Below are 17,346 nucleotides of genomic sequence, written 5' to 3'. Positions count from 1 at the left end.
GTGACACAGCCCCGCGACATCACGCGGAACGAGCGGGAGCGGTGGTGCTGGCGCGGAGGACGACTTCGCCGGTGATGCGCTCGACGCGGCTGCGGCGGGCGGGCTCGCGGAGGGCGAGGTTCATGACGCGCTCGCCCAGCTCCTCGAGGGGCAGGGCGACCGTCGTCAGCGGCGGGACCAGGTCGCGGACGATGGGGATGTCGTCGAAGCCGGCCAGGGAGACCTGGCCGGGCACGTCGATTCCGTGGTCGCGGAAGGCCGACAGGGCGCCGATCGCCATCACGTCGGTGAGGGCGAAGACGCACGTCGCCCGCGACCCTCGGCGGATCAGCTCGGTCGCGGCGGCGTAGCCGCCGTCGCGGGTGAAGGACTCCTCGATGACCTGGTCGTCGGGGAGGTCGATCCCGGCGTCGGCGAGGGCGTCGCGGAAGCCGCCCAGCCGGTCGGAGACGGTCGTGAGCGTACGAGGTCCGGTGAGCGCGGCGAAGTCGCGGTGGCCCAGGTCGAGGAGGGTGCGGGCGAGGGCGGCGGCGCCCTCGCGGTTCTCCGGCTGGACGGTGTCGACGCGGAGGCTGCGGTGGCGGCTGAGGACCGCCACGCGGCCTCCCGTCCGGATGTACGGGTCGAGCTCGGCGCTCATCGCGTGCTCCCACTCGCGGTCCTCGAACCCGGAGCCGATCAGCAGGATCGCGCGGGCGCGCTGGGCGCGGAGCATGGCGACGTAGTCGACCTCCCGCGCCGGGTCGCGGAACGTGCTGGCCAGCATGACGAGCAGGCCGTGGTCGGCCGCCGTGCGGGTGACGCCGCGGGCGATCGCGGCGAAGTAGGGGTCGCTGACGTCGTGGCAGATGAGGCCGATCGACTGGCTGGAGGCGCGGGCGAGCGCCTGGGCGTGCGCGTTGGGGGCGTAGGCGAGCTCGGAGGCGGCGGCCAGCACGCGCTCACGCAGGTCGGCGCGGACCTGGGTGGTGCCGTTGAGCACGCGGGAGGCGGTCGCGAGGGACACTTCGGCCCGCCGTGCGACATCCTGCAGCGTGACGTGCGCGCCTCCGGTGCCCGCCGTACTGTCGGCACCGCTCGCGCCGCCGCGTACGGTGCCTGCCGCGCTGACTCCATCGCCTGTCACGCCGCCCCCTGAGTCGCCACTGTCGTCCCCCATGGTGCGCCCTCCTGGCTCCAGCATGCCGTGAGCGTGCGACCCAGATCGGGATCGGGACCCCTCTTGACCGCACCGTACGCCGTCCCTACGGTAGCAGAAAGCGCTTTCAGAATGCGCTTTCTCAGCCCGAGCGCGGGTCCGAGCACGGAGGAGCTCATGGTGAGTCAGAGCACCACGTCCAGTGTTCCGGTGGCCGGAGTCGCGGAGCGTGACAGACCCGGACCCGGTGAGCGGTTCCGCGAGGCGGTCGTGCGGTCCTGGCGGCCGGTCGCCCTCCTCATCGCCTGTTTCGCCGCGTGGTGGGTGATCACCGCCGCCAAGCTCGTCGAGGCGTACCTGGTGCCGTCACCGGCCAAGACGTTCCAGGTGATGAGCGACAAGGCCGGCTACATCTGGCACCACACCTGGGTCACCACGTACGAGACGCTGCTCGGCTTCGTCATCGCCGCGATCATCGGCGTCCTCGCCGCCGTCGTCATGGTGTACTCCACGGCGATCGAGAAGACGCTCTACCCCGTCCTGCTGTTCGCCCAGGTCATCCCGAAGGTCGCGATCGCGCCGCTACTCGTCGTCTGGCTCGGCTTCGGCCTGGCCCCGAAGGTCGTCGTCGCGGTGCTCATCGCGTTCTTCCCCGTCGTCATCTCGATGGTCACCGGGCTGAAGGCGGTCGACCCGGAGATGATCCAGCTGTCGGCGACGATGGGCGCCGGCCCGCTGCAGACCTTCGCCAAGATCCGCTTCCCGGCGTCTCTGCCGCACCTGTTCTCCGGACTGAAGGTCGCCGTGACGCTCGCCGTCACCGGTGCCGTCGTCGGCGAGTTCGTCGGGGCCAACGAGGGCCTCGGGTACGTGATCCAGCAGGCCAACGGCAACCTCGACACCCCCATGCTCTTCGCCGGTCTGCTCGTCATGTCCCTGATCGGCGTCGTCCTGTTCGTGCTCGTGGAGTTCGCCGAGAAGCTGCTCCTGCCGTGGCACGCCAGCCGTCGCGGCTCCGCCGTGACCACCACCTACTGACCCACGACGAACGACGCCCCGCCGACGGAGATCCGACGAACCCGACGGAGAAGATATGAAACTGCGCAGCCTCGCCCTCGCCCTCATCCCCATCGTGGCGCTCACCGCCGCGTGCGGGGGAGGGGGCGGCAAGTCCAAGAGCGCCTCGGGCAAGGAGCTCGACAAGGTCACGCTGACCCTCAACTGGTACCCCTACGGCGAGCACGCGCCGTTCTACTTCGGCAAGAAGCAGGGCATCTTCGAGAAGCACGGCATCGACCTGGAGATCAAGGCGGGGCAGGGCTCGCAGAAGACGGTGCAGGCGACCGGCGCGGGCCAGACCGACTTCGGCTGGGCGGACACCCCGGCGCTGCTGGCCGGCGCCGCTCAGGGCCTGCCGGTCAAGAGCATCGGTGTCTATCTGCAGACCACCCCCGCGTCGGTGCAGTTCTTCTCGGCCAAGGCGATCAAGACGCCGGCGGACCTGAAGGGCAAGACGATCGCGGCGACCGCCGGCGACGCCCCGTCGCGGACGTTCCCGGCGTTCCTCAAGAAGAACGGCCTGAGCGAGTCGGACGTCCACCTGCAGAACACCGACCCGGCGGGCAAGATGGCCGCGGTCATCTCCGGCAAGACCGACGGCCTCATCGGCTACGCCAACGACCAGGGCCCGACGATGGCCGCCAAGTCCGGCAAGCAGGTGTCGTACCTGAAGTTCGCCGAATTCGGGCTGAACTACTACTCCAACGGACTGCTCGTCGGCGACCGGAAGCTCAAGAGCAACGCCGACCTGGTCAAGCGGATGTCCGCGGCCACCAGCGAGGCGTGGGCGGCGGCCGAGAAGGACCCGGCGAACGCCGTCGCCGCCATGCAGGGCGCGTCCCAGCAGCTGCCGTCGCCGACCGTGCTGACCGATCAGTTCAAGACGACGCTGTCGCTCCTGCACACCGACGCCACCAAGGGCAAGGCCCCGGGCGTCAACACCGACGCCGACTGGCAGCAGACCATCACCGTCTTCACCCAGGCCGGCCTGATCAGCAAGGCGCAGCCGCCGTCGGCGTACTGGGACTCCTCCGCCGCCCCGCAGGGCTGACCGACCGACGGAAGAGGTGACGACGATGGCCGGGCCCGGGAGCACACGGGAACGAGGATCAGTGACCGAAAAGGAAGGGAGCCGCGGCGGCAGCGTCCGGCTGGAGGACGTGGCCGTACGGTTCCGTACGAAGAAGAAGGACGTCACGGCGCTGCGCGACGTGTCGCTCGACGTCGCCGAGGGCGAGTTCGTGGCGATCGTCGGCCCGTCGGGCTGCGGCAAGTCGACGCTGCTCAAGCTGGTCGCGGGACTGCTCAAGCCGTCGGCCGGCGACGTACGGCTCCGGGACGAGGCCGTCACGGGTCCGCGCCATGACATCGGGTACGTCTTCCAGCGGGCCGCGCTGCTGGAGTGGCGCAGCGCCCGGCGCAACATCCTGCTGCAGGCCGAGATGCGCCGCATGCCCGCCGAGCGGGCCCGCACGCGCACCGCGGAGCTGATCGCCATGACCGGGCTCACCGGGTTCGAGGACGCCTACCCGCACGAGCTGTCCGGCGGCATGCAGCAGCGGGTCGCGCTGTGCCGGGCGCTCCTGCACGAGCCGCCGGTCCTGCTGATGGACGAGCCGTTCGGCGCGCTGGACGCGCTCACCCGCGAACAGCTGAACATCGAGCTCAACCGCATCTGGCGGGAGACGCGCACGACCGTCCTGCTGGTCACGCACTCGATCGCGGAGGCGGCGTACCTCGCCAACCGGATCGTCGTGATGACCGACCGGCCCGGCACGATCGCCGAGATCATCGACGTGGACCTGCCGGACGAGCGCGACTACGCCGCGACGATGGCGAAGCCGGAGTTCGCCCGCGCCACCGGCCGCATCCGCGACCTGCTCGGCGCGGCATCGGCCGCCGACTGACCGCGGCGAGCCGACGAGCGAGCGGAGTGGCCGGTGAGGCACGAGCCGGCCGCGAAGCGAGTGAGGAGGCGAGCGCGGCCATGAACACGCTCCGCACCGAACCCGCAGAGAGGAACACACAGGGATGGCACGCAGGTCCATCGGGATCGTCCTGAACGGCGTGACCGGCCGGATGGGGTACCGCCAGCACCTCGTCCGCTCGATTCTGGCGATCCGCGACCAGGGCGGGCTGACGACCGCCGACGGCACCGTGCTGTGGCCGGAGCCCGTCCTGGTCGGCCGCAGCGAGGTCAAGCTGCGCGCCATCGCCGAGCGGCACGGGCTCACGGAGTGGTCCACCGACCTCGAAGCGGCCCTCGCCCGGCCGGACGTCGACGTCTACTTCGACACGCAGATCACCAGCGCCCGGTCGCCGGCCGTCCGGGCGGCGATCGAGGCGGGCAAGCACATCTACACCGAGAAGCCGCTCGCCGAGGACCTCGAGGAGGCCCTCGAACTCGCCCGGCTCGCGGACGAGGCGGGCATCAAGCACGGCGTCGTGCAGGACAAGCTGTTCCTGCCGGGCCTGCTGAAGCTGAAGCGGCTCGTCGACGGCGGCTTCTTCGGCCGGATCCTGTCGGTGCGCGGGGAGTTCGGCTATTGGGTGTTCGAGGGCGACTGGCAGGAGGCGCAGCGCCCGAGCTGGAACTACCGGGTGGAGGACGGCGGCGGGATCATCGCCGACATGTTCTGCCACTGGCGGTACGTCATGGACAACATCATCGCGCCCGTACGGTCGGTGCAGGCCCTCGGCGCGATCCACATCCCCGAGCGCGTCGATGAGAACGGCAAGCCGTACGCCGCGACGGCGGACGACGCCGCGTACGGGATCTTCGAGCTCGAGGGTGGCGTCATCGCGCAGATCAACTCCTCGTGGACGACGAGGGTGTTCCGCGACGAGCTGGTGGAGTTCCAGGTGGACGGCACCGAGGGCAGCGCGGTCGCCGGGCTGCGGCGCTGCCGCGTGCAGCACCGGTCGATGACGCCGAAGCCGGTGTGGAACCCCGACCTGCCCGCCACCGAGGACTTCCGCTCCCAGTGGCAGGAGGTCCCGGACAACGCCGAGTTCGACAACGGGTTCAAGGCGCAGTGGGAGCTGTTCCTGCGGCACGTCGCCGACGACGGCGCGTTCCCGTGGGACTTCTACGCGGGCGCGCGCGGCGTCCAGCTCGCCGAGCTGGGCCTGCGCTCGTGGAAGGAAAGCCGCCGCATCGAGGTCCCGGAGATCGCGAAGTGAAGATCGACCTGCCCCGCGCGGACGGCTCGATCGTCCCGTACACACTCGGCGAGCCGCGCGCCTACCCACCGCCTGAGAGCCCGGCGACATCCCGCGTCGCGTACGCCGCCGCGCACGTCGTCGTCGATCCCCTAACGGATCCGGAGGCGATCGACTGGGAGACGACGCTGAGCTTCCGCCGCCACCTGTGGTCGTACGGGCTCGGCGTCGCGGAGGCGATGGACACCGCGCAGCGCGGCATGGGCCTCGACTGGCCGGCGACGCGCGAGCTCATCGAGCGCAGCGGCGCGGAGGCGCGAGCCTGCGGCGGGCGCATCGTGTGCGGCGCGGGCACCGACCAGCTGCCGCCCGGCCCGGCGCCGCTGGACCGGATCGTCGCCGCGTACGAAGAGCAGCTCGGTGTGATCGAGGCGGCCGGCGGGACGCCGGTCATCATGGCGAGCCGCCAGCTCGCCGCCTCGGCGGAAGGACCGGACGACTACGCCGCCGTGTACGGGCGGCTGCTCGGCCAGGTGGCGCGCCCCGCGGTGCTGCACTGGCTCGGCCCGATGTTCGACCCGGTGCTGGAGGGCTACTGGGGCTCGGCCGACCTGGACGCCGCGGCCGAGAGCGTCTTGGCGATCATCGGCGAGCACGCCGACCGCGTCGACGGCATCAAGGTGTCGCTGCTGGACGCCGGCCGCGAGGTCGCGATGCGGCGACGGCTGCCCGCCGGTGTCCGCCTCTACACCGGCGACGACTTCAACTACCCGGAGCTGATCCGCGGCGACGACGTCGGGTACAGCGACGCGCTGCTCGGCATCTTCGACCCGATCGCGCCCGCCGCGGCGGCGGCACTCGGCGCACTCGACGCCGGGGACCTGGAGGCGTACGAGCGGATCTTCGGGCCGACCGTGCCGCTGGCCCGGCACATCTTCGCGGCCCCGACGTACTACTACAAGACCGGCGTGGTGTTCCTCGCCTGGCTGGCCGGGCATCAGGCGCACTTCCGGATGGTCGGCGGCCTGGAGAGCGCCCGATCCGTCCCGCACCTGGTCCGGCTCTTCGAGCTCGCGGACCAGGCCGGGCTGCTGCCCGACCCGGAGCTCGCCGTGGTCCGCATGCGCGCGTGGCTCACCGTCCAGGGGGTGCCGTCATGAGCGAGCGAATCGAAAGCACAGTGTGCCTGGCCACTCTTCCCGCGCCGGGAGGTCGGCCGGGGTGGGTTGGTTGGGCGAGGAGGGAGGCCGCATGAGTCTCGACCGCTTCAGTCTCAACCAGTGGACGACGCGGTACTGGCCACTTCCGGACCTCGTCGCGGGTTGCGTAGCCGCCGGGGTCACCGGCGTCGGGCTCTGGCGCGAACCGGTCGCCGAGTACGGCCTGGCCCGTACGGCCAAGCTGGTCCGCGACGCCGGGCTGACCGTCACGTCGCTGTGCCGTGGCGGGTTCTTCCAGCTCCCGGACGCGATCGCCGACAACCGGCAGGCCATCGAGGAGGCCGCCGAGCTGGGCGCGCCCTCCCTCGCGCTGGTCAGCGGTGGGCTGCCCGAGGGCTCCCGGGACCTCGACGGCGCGCGGGCGCGGGTGGCCGAGGCGCTCGCCGAGCTCGCGCCGTACGCCGGGAGGTACGGCGTGCGGCTGGCGCTCGAGCCGCTGCACCCCATGTACTGCTCCGACCGGTGCGTGGTGTCGACCCTCGACCAGGCCCTCGACCTCGCCGCGCCGCACCCGTCCGACCGCGTCGGCGTCATGGTCGACACCTATCACCTGTGGTGGGACCCGGGCGCGTACGCCGCCATCGCGCGCGCCGGGGCGGAGGACCGGATCGCGCTGTTCCAGGTCGCCGACTGGATCACTCCGCTGCCCGAGGGCGTCCTGACCGGGCGCGGCATGCTCGGGGACGGCTGCGTCGAGTTGCGCCGGTTCCGTGCGGCCGTGGACGAGGCCGGCTACACGGGGCCGATCGAAGTGGAGATCTTCAACGAGGCGCTGTGGGCGATGCCCGGAACCGACGCCCTGTCCCTCTGCCTCGACCGCTTCGCCGAGCACGTCACCTGACATTCTTCGACCTCGCGCGTCAGCGCATCCTCCGCCGAAACCGCCCCAGACCCCCGAGAGGAAACATCGGATCTCTGACTCTTGACGCTCGATCCAACCTCATCTACGTTCGGGAAAGCGCTTCCAGAAAGCGCTTTCAGTCCCACGACCCCATGGGTGGCAGGATGACGAAGCTCAGATGGTGCCTTCTGACCGTCGTCGCTGTTCTCGCGGCCCTCATAATGCCGCAGACAGCAGCGCAAGCCGATGACCTACAACCCGTCAAAGACCCGATCCCCGAACGCCCGATAACCTCCGACCTGGGCCTGGTCCTCCAGGAGTACGCCCAGTTCCCGAAGTCCGATCCGACCCCCGCGCCCGTCGACCCCCGCCTGATGCGCACGAACCGGATCAACTACATCGGTGAGATTCCGGACGGCTCCGGCCGGATGTACGTGCCGGACCTCAACGGCAACATGTACATCGTCCGGAACGGCCAGCCGCACGTCTACCTCGACGTCAAGGCGGCCTTCCAACCGTACTTCTTCTCCGGGCGCGGCCTGGGCCAGGGCTTCGGCATCGTCGCCTTCGACCCTGATTTCAAGAAGAACGGCAAGTTCTACACCGTCCACAGCGAGCTGGCCTCCAGCACCACCAAGGTCCCGGACCTGACGCCGCAGCCGAACACCATCTACCACGGCGTCATCGACGAGTGGACGGCCGACGACCCGTCGGCGGACACCTTCCACGGGACTCACCGAGAGGTCCTCCGGCTCGGCTTCGCCGGACAGATCCACGGCATCCAGGAGATCGGGTTCAACCCGAACGCCCGGCCGGGGTCGAAGGACTACGGCAAGCTGTACATCGCCGCCGGTGACGGCGGGCAGGGCCAGGCCGCGGGCAACAACGACCCGCAGAACCTCGGGGTCCCGCAGGGCAAGCTCCTGCGCATCGACCCGCACGGCGACAACAGCGCCAACGGCAAGTACGGCATCCCGGCCGACAACCCGTTCGTCGGCAAGCCGGGCGACCTCGGCGAGGTCTACGCCCTCGGCTTCCGTGACCCGCACCGCTTCGGCTGGGACACCGGCGGCAGCCACCAGCTGTTCCTCGGCCACATCGGTGAGCACACCATCGAGGGCGTCTGGGACATCCGCGCCGGCGACAACGCGGGCTGGCCGAACCGCGAGGGTCCGTTCAGCTTCGTGAAGAACGACCGCTGCGACCTGTACACGCTGCCCTCGGACGACGCGAAGTACGGCTACGACTACCCGGTGGCCGCCTACGACCACGACCCGCCGGCGGGCTGGAACTGCTCCAGCGACATCGGCAAGGCGATCTCAGGCGGGTACGTCTACCGCGGCCACAAGCTGCCCGAGCTGTACGGCAAGTACATCTTCGGCGACCTGGTCGACGGCAGCGTCTACTACACCGAGCAGAGCCAGATGCGCCGCGGCGGGCCGCGCGCGCCGATCCACCAGCTGCAGACGTTCGACACGAACGGCAACCGCCTGACGATGCAGCAGTTCGCCGGCGACAAGCGGGTCGACCTCCGCTTCGGCCGCGACAGCCACGGCGAGCTCTACATGATCTCCAAGGCGAACGGCAAGATCTGGAAGGTCGTCGGCACGAAGCACTTCGCCTCGGGTCCGGTCGGCCACACCCACGTGGGCGGCACGGCGGGCGCCAAGAACTGGGCGCCGGTCACCCCGTCGAAGTGGAAGTTCGAGGGTAACCAGGTCATCCTCGCCGAGGCCGGCGTGCAGCGCCCCGGCCCGCGCCGTCCGTTCGAGTACGCGGTGCTCAGCAAGGGCCCGAAGTTCGGCACGGAGCGGATCGACGCGGACGTGCGGATCGACACTCCGACAGATATCAGCAACCGCGATGTGATCATCGTGTTCGGCTACCAATCGGACACGCAGTTCTACTACGCGCATCTGTCGCAGAGCAACGACATCTACCCGCATAACGGGATCTTCGTTGTGAACAACGCCGACCGGCTGCGGATCGAGGACCAGTGGGACCCGCTGCGCTCGCGCGGCGCTCCTCCGTCGATCACCGACATGAACTGGCACCACGTGACGATCATCCGCCATGTGGACACCGGTGAGATCGCGGTGTACCTCGACCACTCGAAGAACCCGCGGATGACGGCGGTCGACAAGACCTTCGCGTCAGGCCGGGTCGGGTTCGGGTCGTTCGACAACATCGGCCGGGTCCGCAACTTCCAGGTCACCGGCACCGCCGTAGGCGACTGATCCCGGGCTCGGGCCGCCGTCCGTCCGGTCCGGCGGCGGACGCGGCCCGGGCCCCACTGCCTCCCGGCGGTCACCGCCTCAGAGCGGTGGCCGCCGGGACTCCATACGCACGTGGAGGGAACGATGACAGATCTCAGCGAGGCGGCGGTCGCCCGCCGCCGGCGGCCCGTACGATCCCGGCGCCTTGGCGCGGCCCTCGTGGCCGCCGTCCTGTGCGCGCCGCTCACCGCGGCCGCGAGCGCGGCCCAGGCGGACGCCGGCACGACGTCGGCCCTGGCCCGTCACCACGGTGACGGGAAGGTGCTGCCGAGCCTGCGCCCGAACCTGGTCGCCTACTACGACTTCGAGCACCCCGTCCGGGGCAACCCCGCGCAGGAGCGCGACCAGGGGTCGTCCGGCACGACCATCAACCTGATCAACGGTGGCGGCGCCATGCGGGTCCGGGACAGCGCCTACCCCGGCGCCGGGCACGCGCTCCAGACCCAGCAGATCAACCCCACGACGTTCGGAAACGACGACTGGAAGGGCGGGATCTACTCCACGACCGGAGTGCCGACCCTCCACGCGTTCAACCACACCACGGCGATGTCGATCATGGGTTGGTTCAAGACGACCGGCCCGAACCCGAACCCCAACACCAACACTCCCGACCCGTCGGACTACTTCGGCGCCGTCGCGCTGACGGGTGTGCTCAGCGGCGACTCGCAGGGCCACAACGTGCGAGGACTGCTCGAGATCATCGACGTGTCGGGGACCAAGCGCCTGGTCGCCCTCGGCCGTCGCGTCGACGGCAGCAGCTCTCAGACGTTCGCCGCGAGCGAGGACTGGCACAGCATCCTGCCGATCGGCAAGTGGGTCTTCCTCGCCGCGTCGTTCGACTACGACCACGGCACCATGAAGCTGTACAAGAACGGCAAGCCGATCCCCGGCTTCTACGTGGTGTCGGGCGACCCCTGGGGCGTCGGGACCCCCGGCACGCACTACACCTCCGCGACCGACCCGCGCGGGATCAAGATCGGCGGGGGCTACCCGCAGAACACGCAGGAGGACAACCCCTGCAACTGCCGGTTCGACAGCCTGATGTTCCTCAATCGGGTCGTCACCGACAAGGAGGTCTGGCAGCAGTACAGCCGGGCCGTCTCAGGCCGACACTGACCACCATCCCCCGCCAGAACCGCGCGGTGAGCCCTTCCCCCGAGAGGCTCACCGCGCGGTTTGCGTCGTCAGGGCCGGCCGAAGCCGACGAGATGACCCTGCCAGTAGCCGGCGACCGAGCTGATCATCACGTTCTCGCCCGTGCGGGGAGCGTGGATGAATCGGCCGCTGTCGACCATCATCCCGACGTGCCCCAGCCCGTCGAGGAAGATGAGGTCGCCGGGCTGCACGTCGCTCTGCGCCACGTGGTGGACCGCGTTGTACTGGTCGGGGACGACCCGGGGGATGCTGACCCCGGCCGCCCGCCAGGACATCATCGTGAGACCGGAGCAGTCGTACCCCTGCGGGCCGGTGCCGCCGGAGATGTAGGGCTTGCCGAGCTGCGCGTAGGCGTAGTTCAGGGCCGCACGCGCCGAGCCGGACGCCGGACCGGTGTACGAACCGCCGATCTTGCCCTTCGGAGCGGTCGTGGCCTGGCCGAGCTTCTTCAGGAGGGCCTTCTGCTTGGCGATGGCCTGGTTGACCGCGGTCTTCTGCGCCTTGAGCTTCGCGACCTTCTGCTGGACCTCCTGGGCTGTGCCCTGCGCCTCGGCCTGGTCGCGGCGGAGCCGCTGCGTCGACGCGAGGAACGCGGTGAGCTCCTGACCGCGGCTGCTGGCCAGGTGCGTGAAGGTCGACATCTGGTCGAGCGCCGCGTCCGGGTTCTTGGAGGCCAGGACGGCGGTGGCCGGGTCGGACGTGCCGGTCTTGTACTGGTCGGCGGCGAGCTGCACGACCCGCCCGTGCAGCTGGTTGTACCGGACCTGCTCGGCCGCTGTCTCGGCGTTGACCGACTTGAGCCGCTTCTTGGCGGCGTCGAGCTCGGTCTGCGCCTTGTTGCACTGGTCAACGATCTTGTCGACCTTCGCGTTGAGCTTGTCCAGCTCCTTCTGCGCGGCGGCCGCCGACGGTTTGGTCGGGGCGGCGTGGGCGGTGCCGACCGTCGTCAGCGAGACGGCCACCGCGAGCGACGTGACCGCGCAGGCGCGGAGCGATCGCCGCAACCGCGAGCGCTCGGTGGCGCGCGCGTTCGTCAGGGGGTGGGAAGGCGCCACAGAAGTCCTACTCCTCTCCTTGCCGCCTTCCGGGCCGGCGATCGAGGCTTGGGCTGGAGCCACCCTGCCGGAACCTCATCGGTTCTGGACGCGCCTCGACGGCTGTGGATTCCCGGGTTCCCAAGGGGATTCGGCGGACGGCTGTGCTTCGTGTGAAGCCGGGGACAGCCGGGCTTTCCGTAGTTTAGAGGCGATCAGGCGCCTTTTGCCAATCAATGTTTCGTTAACCTTTTGCGACGTTGACGTTCATTGACCGGCCGCTACCGACAATCCCCGTGCGAGGGGTGAATAACGAACGTCAACGGACGTGCGAGGGCGCCTCGTCCGGTGGAGCGCATCGTCGGCTCCGGGGGAACGACAGGTGGACCAGCACGGGTGCCAGCGTGACGACGGCGAAGAGCCGCATGCTCTGCACGCTCGACACCAGCCCGACGTCGGCGTTGGTCGCCACCGACGTGGCGAGGACCGCGTTGATCCCGCCAGGTGTCGTCGCGAGGTAGGCGTCGGCGTACGACAGGTTCGCCAGGCGGGCCAGCAGCCACGCGAGCACCGCCGAGACGACGCTGACGATGATCGTTCCGCCCACCATCCAGGGGAGGAGCCGGCGCGCGTGCCGGAGGGAGTCCCGGCGGAACCGCAGCCCGATCTCCAGCCCGATGCAGGTGAACACGAGCGTCTGCAGCAGCCCGGCCGGCCGGAATCCGTGGACCGCTCCGGAGAAGGTCGCCACGACGGTCACCAGCATCGGACCGAGCACCATCGGAGCCGGCAGTCGCAGGCGCCGCCCCACCTGGACGCCCAGGACCGCCACGGCGCACAGCACCAGGAGTCCGGCCGGCTGATGGGCGCCGGCCACCAGGTGCAGCATCTGCGGGCTGACCGGCGAGTGCGGCTCGGCCGACCCGGCGCTTCCGTGCAGCAAAGGGCCGGACAGGGGGACGACCACCGGGGCGGTCACCGCGATCATGGCGACCCGGGAGTACTGGGCGATGGCGACGAGCCGGGTGTCGGCCCCGAGCTCGTCCGCGGCCACCAGCATCGCCGCAGCGCCGCCCGGTACCGTGGCCAGCGTCGCCGTCGGCCGGTCGATTAGACCAGTCCGCTCGATCCGCCGGGCGATCCCCACGCTGAGCAGGACCGTCACGACGGTCACGACGGTGAGCGGGAGCATCGCCGGCGCGGCCGCCCGCAGCGCCGCCGGCTGGATGTAGCCGCCCATCAGCACCCCGGCCATGGCCTGGGAGATGCGGTACGCCGGGCGCGGGAAGGTGGTGGTGACCAGCCCGGGCAGCGCGAGGACCATGCCCACGAGCAGCCCGGCGAGCATGTACGGCCCCGGCACCCCCGCCGCGTGCGCTCCCGCGCCGACCAGGAGGGCGGTGACGACGACGGCGCACCAGCTCCAGGCCGACAGCGGGCGTCTCACCCGGGCGTTCGGCGGGCCGGCCGTTCCGGACGGCCGGGCCCGTGCCTTCCCCATAGACACCACATGGTCACTGTGTCCATCGCTGCGGCCGGTGATGGTTATGGCGGCGAACGCAATGGCCAATGAAGATGTCGCTCTAGGCCAAGGCCGGCCCGCTTACACCGTGTTCCGTCTCAAAACCGCGTGACGTTACGACGCTTATTCGACGGTAAATGTCCCTATCTGGGTTGTCGTGAGGTTCGGGGCGCATGATGCGTTGTGTCCCGACGCGGGACGGTGAGGCGCGCTCACTGGTGACGGTCATGGGCCGCAGGGCCATGGTCGTGGCCGGCGTGCTCGGCCTCGGGGGAGCCGCCCATCATCTTCAGCATCGGGATGCCGCCGGTCCGGACGAACCGGGTCAGCAGGACGGCGGTGAGGACGAGGAAGGCGATGTTGAGCCAGGTCGTGTAGTTCCAGGACACGCCCGCCTCCATCACGACCGCATGGTGCTTGCCGGGAATGAGGCCGGTCACGCCGAAGATCAGCTCGACGAGATAGCCGGCGATCACCATGGCCGCGTAGAAGGTGCCGGTGATGAACAGGGCCATCCGAGTGCCGTAGTACTTCCGGTAGATCACGATGATCGGCAGGATGATCAGGTCGGCGAAGATGAACGCGACGACGCCGCCGAAGCTGATGCCGCCGTTCCACAGCACCGCGGCCAGCGGGACGTTGCCGATCGAGCACACGAAGCTGATCACCGCCACGAGCGGTCCGACCAGCGGTCCCCAGATCTTCGCGGCGAGCGGGTGGTCGACGAGGAAGAAGTGCTGCCAGAACGAGTCGGGCACCCACGCCGCGATCGCCCCCGCGATCAGCAGCCCGATGACCAGGTCGCGCAGGATCGCCGCCCACTCCATGACGAACACGTGCGCCACCGAGGTGAAGCCCTCGCCCGACAGGAGCCGCTGCCAGAACGAGCCCTCCCGCTGGACGGACATGTCCATCGCCGCGTGGCCCTCCATCGAGCCGGCCACGCCGCGTTCGGCCTGCTCGCGGGCGGCGCGCAGCAGCCGTTCGCGCAGGAACAGCCGGAACAGCACCGCCAGGACCACGATCATGATCGGCCCGCCGATGAACTCGGCGGCGGTGAACCGCCAGCCCATGAGCAACGCCAGGATGATGCCGAGCTCGATCACGAGGTTGGTCGAGGCGATCTCGAACGTCATCGCCGCGACGAAGCTCGCGCCCTTGCGGAACAGCGAGCGCGCCAGCGCCACCGCCGCGTACGAGCACGACGATGACGCGACGCCCAGACCGGCGGAGATCGCGAGCGTACGCGGCCGCCCGTCGCCGAGCAGCCGCACGACCGTCGACCGCCGCACCACCGCCTGGACGATCGCCGACAGCAGGAATCCCAGGATCAACGCCCAGAGGATCTCCCAGGTCATCGACCCGGCGATCGCCAGCGCGTGACCGATCGCTCCCATGCTCGCCCTCTTTTCAGCAGAGGTTTCACCGCGTTCAGGTCTCGAACCATATACCCGTGGGGGGTTTATTTCTATCCGGCATCAACGGTGATTTGGGACGTACCACGCCTCCGGCCGGATATGCGCGCGGGCTACGGATCAGCGGTCCGGGCTCGACAACAGGAGGGAGGCCACGCGTTCCGGGTCGTCGGGCATCGGAACGTGGCCGCAGCCGGGCAGGATCACGTGCCGGGCCGCGGGGAGCATCTCCCGCGCGCGGAGCGCCTGCCGTGGCGGCAGCAACCGGTCGTCCTCGCCCCAGCCGATCGTGACGGGCACGCGTGCCGGCGGATCGGGGGCGAACCGGTAGCGGCGCGTGCAGGGCAGCGTGGCGGGAAGGGCGGCCGACGCCGCGAACGCCTCGGCGGCGGCGCGTGCGTCGGCCGAGGACAACCGGGCCGGGTGACCGTAGTACGGGCGGAAGAGCAGCAGCCGGACGGCCGCGATGCTCGCGAGCGTGGGCCCGATCGGCCCGGACAGGCGGGCGAGCGCCCGGCTCAGCCGCAGGGACGCCATCGTGGCGCGGATCTCCCGAGTGTTCCAGAAACCGATCGGCGACAGCGCCACCGCCGAGGCGACGTCTCCGGTACGGGCCAGCTCCAGGGCGATCGCGCCGCCGAGGGAGTTGCCCGCGACGTGGGGGCGGTCGAGGCCGAGCGCCCCGATCGCCTCCCGCACCGCGCCGACGTACCCGGCGACGTCGTAGCGCACGCCGGCCGGCAGCGACGGCGACTCCCCGTGCCCGGGCAGGTCCAGGGCGATCACCTCCCGTTCCTCGGCGAGAAGGTCGCGGACCGGACGCCAGGTCCGGCGATCGAGGCCCACTCCGTGCAGGAGCACCAGCGGCGGGCCCGTGCCGGATCGGTCGTGCGCGAGCATGGGACACCCCTCGGTGGTCAGGGCTCAGTGAGCGTGGGGCATGCCGGTCGACCGGGGCCTGCCGGGCGGGACGAGCCACAGCGCGAGCACCGCGGCGACCGCCGCCGCGACGGCGAACACCGCGTACGCGTCGGTGAATCCGCCGATCGCGGGGACGGCGGACAGGCCGGTCGCGGCGATCGTGGAGGCGACGGCGACGCCGACGGCGGCACCCAGCTCGTGGAAGGTATTGATCACCCCGGAGGCGAGCCCGGCCTCCTCGTGCGTCACGTGGGCCAGCGCGGAACTCGTCGCGGCGACGAAGACCGGCCCGACTCCCACGGTCGCGACGACGATCCCCGGCAGCAGCCCGGTGGCGACGCTGCCGTGGCCCGAGAGCCCGGTGAGCAGCCCGGTCCCGACGGCGATCAGTCCGAGGCCGCCGACCGCGACCGGCCGGGTGCCGATCGTGCCGACCAGCCGTCCGCCCAGGTGCGCGCCCAGCCCGGTCCCGAGGGCCGCGGGCAGGAAGAGCAGGCCCGTCTCCAGGGCCCCGATGTGCCGCGCGTGCTGCAGGTACTGCGAGCCGAGGAAGAACATCGAGATCAACAGGCCGGAGGCGACGAGCATCAGGAACGCGCCCGCGGCGACCGGGCGGCGGGCGAGCATGCCCACGTGCATCAGCGGGTGCCGTACGGTCCGCTCGACGAGCGCGAAGACCGCGTAGAGCACGACCGCGGCGGCCAGCGGCACCAGCGTGCCGGCGGCGGACCAGCCGGCGTCCCCGGCGTGGATCATCCCGTAGATGAAGGCGGCCGTCGCGGCGGTGACCGTGAGGGCGCCGAGCACGTCGAGCCGCCGCGCGCCGCCGGAGCCCTGGGCGGGAACGGTGGCCGGGAGGGCGGCCAGTACGGCCATGCCGACCGGGACGTTGACGAAGAACGCCCAACGCCAGCCGGGCCCGGCGGTGAGCACGCCGCCGGCCAGCACGCCCGCCGCGAACCCGATGCCGCCGAGCGAGGCCCACACGCTCAGCGCCTTGGTGCGCTCGGCGCCGTGGAAGGTGGTGGTGATGGTCGACAGCGCCGCGGGGGACAGCAGCGCCGCGCCGACTCCTTGGGCGACGCGCCCGCCGAGCAGGGACGCCTCGTTCTGCGCGAGGCCCGTGACCAGCGAGGCCACCGTGAAGACCACCAGCCCGGCCAGCATCATCCGGCGGCCGCCGAAGGCGTCCGCGAGGCGACCGCCCAGGAGCATCAGGCCGCCGAAGAACAGGGTGTACGCGGTGACGGCCCAGGTCAGCGCCGTACGGCCGAGCACGAGGTCGCGGCCGATATCGGGGAGTGCGACGTTCACCACGGTGACGTCGAGGATCAGCATGAACTGGGCGACGCTGATCAGCGCGAGCGCCGCCCAGCGGCGGGGAGCGTGCGGCCCTGAGGCTCCGGGATCGTGGCCGGTGCGGCTCGGATGCGGGGAGTGCGTCGGATGTGCCATCGAACGCTCCTTAACGGTCGGACATGCCGCGGCGTGCGGCGAACAAGCCGAGGACGGTGACGCGGGAGTTCACGAGGACCGGTAGAGGTCATCGTGAGTACTTAACTCGTACATCTGTGTTCGAGTTAACGTACCCCTGGCGGGTATG

The 17,346-nt window shown here is 70.6% G+C and carries 14 protein-coding genes; 8 read left to right on the top strand and 6 right to left on the bottom strand.

Annotated elements, in window-relative coordinates; translation table 11 throughout:
- Nucleotides 1-19: 19 nt before the first annotated feature.
- Nucleotides 20-1,033 carry a LacI family DNA-binding transcriptional regulator gene (locus tag ACQP2O_RS52650; protein WP_433191493.1) on the bottom strand — a complete coding sequence of 338 codons (1,014 nt, stop codon included), beginning with the start codon at nucleotides 1,031-1,033 and terminating at the stop codon, nucleotides 20-22.
- Between the two features lie 282 nt (nucleotides 1,034-1,315).
- On the opposite strand from ACQP2O_RS52650, the gene ACQP2O_RS52645 reads away from it, so the two are divergent.
- From ACQP2O_RS52645 to ACQP2O_RS52610, 8 genes are all read left to right on the top strand, one after another.
- Entirely contained in the window at nucleotides 1,316-2,176 is an 861-nt protein-coding gene (locus tag ACQP2O_RS52645) for an ABC transporter permease (RefSeq protein ID WP_433177913.1), read from the top strand.
- Between the two features lie 55 nt (nucleotides 2,177-2,231).
- Nucleotides 2,232-3,248 carry an ABC transporter substrate-binding protein gene (locus tag ACQP2O_RS52640; RefSeq protein WP_433177911.1) on the top strand — a complete coding sequence of 339 codons (1,017 nt, stop codon included), beginning with the start codon at nucleotides 2,232-2,234 and terminating at the stop codon, nucleotides 3,246-3,248.
- A 61-nt stretch (nucleotides 3,249-3,309) separates the two neighbouring features.
- Complete coding sequence (locus ACQP2O_RS52635; protein ID WP_433177909.1) at nucleotides 3,310-4,104, top strand: ABC transporter ATP-binding protein; 795 nt, start codon at nucleotides 3,310-3,312, stop codon at nucleotides 4,102-4,104.
- Nucleotides 4,105-4,228: 124 nt separating this feature from the next.
- Nucleotides 4,229-5,380 carry a Gfo/Idh/MocA family protein gene (locus ACQP2O_RS52630; RefSeq protein WP_433177907.1) on the top strand — a complete coding sequence of 384 codons (1,152 nt, stop codon included), beginning with the start codon at nucleotides 4,229-4,231 and terminating at the stop codon, nucleotides 5,378-5,380.
- Complete coding sequence (locus tag ACQP2O_RS52625; RefSeq protein ID WP_433177905.1) at nucleotides 5,377-6,519, top strand: dihydrodipicolinate synthase family protein; 1,143 nt, start codon at nucleotides 5,377-5,379, stop codon at nucleotides 6,517-6,519. Before ACQP2O_RS52630 ends, ACQP2O_RS52625 begins: the two co-directional genes overlap by 4 nt.
- A gap of 91 nt (nucleotides 6,520-6,610) precedes the next feature.
- Entirely contained in the window at nucleotides 6,611-7,420 is an 810-nt protein-coding gene (locus ACQP2O_RS52620) for a sugar phosphate isomerase/epimerase family protein (protein WP_433177902.1), read from the top strand.
- A gap of 164 nt (nucleotides 7,421-7,584) precedes the next feature.
- A complete protein-coding gene (locus ACQP2O_RS52615) occupies nucleotides 7,585-9,657 on the top strand; it encodes a PQQ-dependent sugar dehydrogenase (RefSeq protein WP_433177900.1) in 2,073 nt (690 codons plus the stop codon).
- A 123-nt stretch (nucleotides 9,658-9,780) separates the two neighbouring features.
- On the top strand, nucleotides 9,781-10,812 hold the full coding sequence (locus ACQP2O_RS52610; protein WP_433177898.1) for a LamG-like jellyroll fold domain-containing protein: 1,032 nt from the start codon (nucleotides 9,781-9,783) through the stop codon (nucleotides 10,810-10,812).
- A gap of 68 nt (nucleotides 10,813-10,880) precedes the next feature.
- Here the strand turns inward: ACQP2O_RS52610 and ACQP2O_RS52605 are convergent, their stop codons facing one another.
- From ACQP2O_RS52605 to ACQP2O_RS52585, 5 genes are all read right to left on the bottom strand, one after another.
- Nucleotides 10,881-11,906, bottom strand: a complete 1,026-nt coding sequence (locus tag ACQP2O_RS52605) for an NlpC/P60 family protein (protein WP_433177896.1) — start codon at nucleotides 11,904-11,906, stop codon at nucleotides 10,881-10,883.
- A gap of 298 nt (nucleotides 11,907-12,204) precedes the next feature.
- A complete protein-coding gene (locus ACQP2O_RS52600; RefSeq protein WP_433177894.1) occupies nucleotides 12,205-13,386 on the bottom strand; it encodes an AbrB family transcriptional regulator in 1,182 nt (393 codons plus the stop codon).
- A gap of 233 nt (nucleotides 13,387-13,619) precedes the next feature.
- Nucleotides 13,620-14,804 carry a permease gene (locus ACQP2O_RS52595; protein WP_433177892.1) on the bottom strand — a complete coding sequence of 395 codons (1,185 nt, stop codon included), beginning with the start codon at nucleotides 14,802-14,804 and terminating at the stop codon, nucleotides 13,620-13,622.
- A gap of 138 nt (nucleotides 14,805-14,942) precedes the next feature.
- Nucleotides 14,943-15,722 carry an alpha/beta fold hydrolase gene (locus ACQP2O_RS52590; protein WP_433177890.1) on the bottom strand — a complete coding sequence of 260 codons (780 nt, stop codon included), beginning with the start codon at nucleotides 15,720-15,722 and terminating at the stop codon, nucleotides 14,943-14,945.
- Nucleotides 15,723-15,746: 24 nt separating this feature from the next.
- Entirely contained in the window at nucleotides 15,747-17,198 is a 1,452-nt protein-coding gene (locus ACQP2O_RS52585; RefSeq protein ID WP_433177888.1) for an MFS transporter, read from the bottom strand.
- Nucleotides 17,199-17,346 lie beyond the last annotated feature (148 nt).

This window comes from Actinoallomurus sp. CA-150999 (genome assembly GCF_050942425.1).
Classification (GTDB): Bacteria; Actinomycetota; Actinomycetes; order Streptosporangiales; family Streptosporangiaceae; genus Actinoallomurus.
The sequence above is the reverse complement of the archived record's forward strand: the minus strand, read 5'-3'. Positions and strand labels throughout refer to the sequence as shown.

Bases quoted from the DNA above. Each gene is read 5' to 3' on its own strand.
- ACQP2O_RS52595 (WP_433177892.1), bottom strand. From the start codon at position 14,804: ATGGGAGCGATCGGTCACGCGCTGGCGATCGCCGGGTCGATGACCTGG.
- ACQP2O_RS52620 (WP_433177902.1), top strand. From the start codon at position 6,611: ATGAGTCTCGACCGCTTCAGTCTCAACCAGTGGACGACGCGGTACTGG.
- ACQP2O_RS52645 (WP_433177913.1), top strand. From the start codon at position 1,316: ATGGTGAGTCAGAGCACCACGTCCAGTGTTCCGGTGGCCGGAGTCGCG.
- ACQP2O_RS52600 (WP_433177894.1), bottom strand. From the start codon at position 13,386: ATGGGGAAGGCACGGGCCCGGCCGTCCGGAACGGCCGGCCCGCCGAAC.
- ACQP2O_RS52615 (WP_433177900.1), top strand. From the start codon at position 7,585: ATGACGAAGCTCAGATGGTGCCTTCTGACCGTCGTCGCTGTTCTCGCG.
- ACQP2O_RS52585 (WP_433177888.1), bottom strand. From the start codon at position 17,198: ATGGCACATCCGACGCACTCCCCGCATCCGAGCCGCACCGGCCACGAT.
- ACQP2O_RS52640 (WP_433177911.1), top strand. From the start codon at position 2,232: ATGAAACTGCGCAGCCTCGCCCTCGCCCTCATCCCCATCGTGGCGCTC.
- ACQP2O_RS52590 (WP_433177890.1), bottom strand. From the start codon at position 15,722: ATGCTCGCGCACGACCGATCCGGCACGGGCCCGCCGCTGGTGCTCCTG.
- ACQP2O_RS52610 (WP_433177898.1), top strand. From the start codon at position 9,781: ATGACAGATCTCAGCGAGGCGGCGGTCGCCCGCCGCCGGCGGCCCGTA.
- ACQP2O_RS52630 (WP_433177907.1), top strand. From the start codon at position 4,229: ATGGCACGCAGGTCCATCGGGATCGTCCTGAACGGCGTGACCGGCCGG.